Origin of the sequence: Mesorhizobium sp., assembly GCF_024509055.1 — a bacterium.
In the GTDB taxonomy this organism is placed as follows: Bacteria; Pseudomonadota; Alphaproteobacteria; order Rhizobiales; family Rhizobiaceae; genus Mesorhizobium.
This window is the reverse complement of the sequence record NZ_JANINM010000288.1, coordinates 1-2129: the sequence shown is the minus strand read 5'-3', so window position 1 is coordinate 2129 and position 2129 is coordinate 1. Positions and strand designations below refer to the sequence as shown.

General features: G+C 65.6%; 2 protein-coding genes. Both read left to right on the top strand.

Going from position 1 to position 2129, the window contains the following annotated elements; genetic code table 11:
* Nucleotides 1-794 (top strand): ABC transporter permease (locus Q0L57_RS13165; RefSeq protein ID WP_296743263.1); only part of this gene is annotated, 794 nt, incomplete at its 5' end.
* A gap of 3 nt (nucleotides 795-797) precedes the next feature.
* Nucleotides 798-1745: an ABC transporter permease gene (locus Q0L57_RS13160; protein WP_296743261.1), complete on the top strand. Its 948-nt coding sequence runs from the start codon at nucleotides 798-800 to the stop codon at nucleotides 1743-1745.
* Nucleotides 1746-2129: the final 384 nt, after the last annotated feature.

Below are 2129 nucleotides of genomic sequence, written 5' to 3'. Positions count from 1 at the left end.
CGATCGCGCTGGCGACGATCGCGCAGATGTTCGTCATCGCCGGCAACGAGCTCGACCTGTCGATCGGCACTTTCGTCGGCTTCGTCGGCTGTGTCACCGCGACATGGCTCAGGGATGCGCCTCTCATCGGCATCGTCGTGCTCCTGGGCTCGATCGGCGTCTATGCGCTGCTCGGCGCGCTGATCCATCTGCGCAACCTGCCGTCCATCGTGGTGACGCTCGGCATGAGTTTCGTCTGGGCGGGGCTGGCCATCCTCATCCTGCCGAAGCCGGGCGGCAAGGCGCCGGACTGGCTGCTGGCGATCATGTCGTTCAAGCCGCCTTACATCCCGTTCCCGATCCTCGCCGCGCTGCTCATCGCCGTCGTCGTGCATTTCGCCCTGATGCGCACTTCCTATGGCGTCATCCTGCGCGGCTCAGGCGGCAATGCCGCGGCGCTCCGGCGCGCCGGCTGGTCGCTGCTCAAGACCAAGATCGTTCTGTTCGCGCTGACCGGCCTGTTCGGCGTGCTTTCCGGCATGGCGCTGATCGGCATAACCACTTCCGCCGACGCCAATATCGGCAACGGCTACACGTTGCTTTCGATCGCGGGCGTCATCCTTGGCGGCGGCGAATTCGTCGGCGGACGGGTGTCGCCGGTCGGCGCCGTCATCGGCGCGCTGACGCTTGCGCTCGCGGCCTCGCCGCTGCTCACCTTCATGCATATCCCGCCCGACTGGCAGGTCGCCGCCAACGGCGCGATCCTGATCATCGTGCTGGCTGCCCGCGTCCTGATCAGCCGCAGGGAGAGGTGAGCGATGGCCTTCGCGCGAACGCTGCTTGCAAAACCCTGGCTCTGGTCCTTCGTGGGCGCGTTTGTCGTTTGGCTGGCGACGGTGACCTTCACCGGCGGCTACGGCGCCGGCGGCATGATAACCGCGGCGCTTTCGCTCGCCGTCTTTACCGTCATCGTCGGCGTCGGGCAGATGTTCGTCATCACGCTCGGACCCGGCAATGTCGACCTGTCGTTGCCGGCCAATATCGGGCTTGCCAGCGCCGTTGCCATGAAGGTGATGGGCGGCAGCGATTCGATGGTCGTCGTCGGACTTATCGCGGCGCTCGCCTGCGGCGCCGCGATCGGGGCGATCAACTACCTGCTGATCTGGGCGCTGCGCATTCCCCCGATCATCGCCACGCTGTCGGCAAGCTTCATCATCCAGTCGGTCGACATCAGCTACGGGCGCGGCCTGCAGATCAAGCCGCCGCCGGGCTTCGCCGACTTCACCAACTGGCAGGTCGCCGGCATTCCGGTACTGGCGATGCTGACGGTGCTCTTCACCATCGGTGCCGCCATTGCTTTGCAGCGCATGATCTACGGCCGTTCGGTGCTGGCGATCGGCCAGAATATCCGCGCCGCCTGGCTCGCCGGCGTCGATGTAGGCCGCATCCGCTTCCTGACCTACACGCTGTGCGGCGCGCTCGGCGGCATCGACGGCGCATTGCTTGCCGGCTATTTCCGCGGCGCCAATGTCGATATCGGCAACGAGTACCTGCTCGCCTCGATCGCGGTTGTGGTCATCGGCGGCACGTCAGTCGCCGGCGGCAAGGCCAATGTGCCTGGCGTCTGGGGCGCCGGCCTGCTCCTGGTGCTGCTGCTCACGATGCTCAACACCTTCGGCGTCAGCGCCGGTGTGCGGCTGGTGCTGACCGGGCTGATCATCGTGGGGGTGATCACTGCCGCGGGTGGCGAGAAGGCCCTGCGGTGATGTTCGGCTGAAGCCGGCCCACGGGCTTCCAGCGCTCACGGATATCCAAGCGCTTTCCGCGCGCCTCGTCAGCGAAGCGCGGGACCGGAATGTCCCTTCCAGAAGCAAAAGCTAAATTTGACCATGTGGACAAAAGTCGGATGCCGTACCATAGTCGCGGCGTCTGACTGACATATTGGAACGGCCGGCTCGACACGGCTGTCGCACAGAGGGGTACTTCAATGGAAAACGATCAGCGTAAATCGCAACGCGCCGGCTTGTCGCGGCGCAACGTGCTGGAACTCGGCGCGTTGGGACTGGCCGCGGCCGTGCTGCCGAATGCCGCTTTGGCCAAGGACAAGAAGCTGAAGGTGGCGGCGATCTTCGCCACGCCGATCGAGGAGC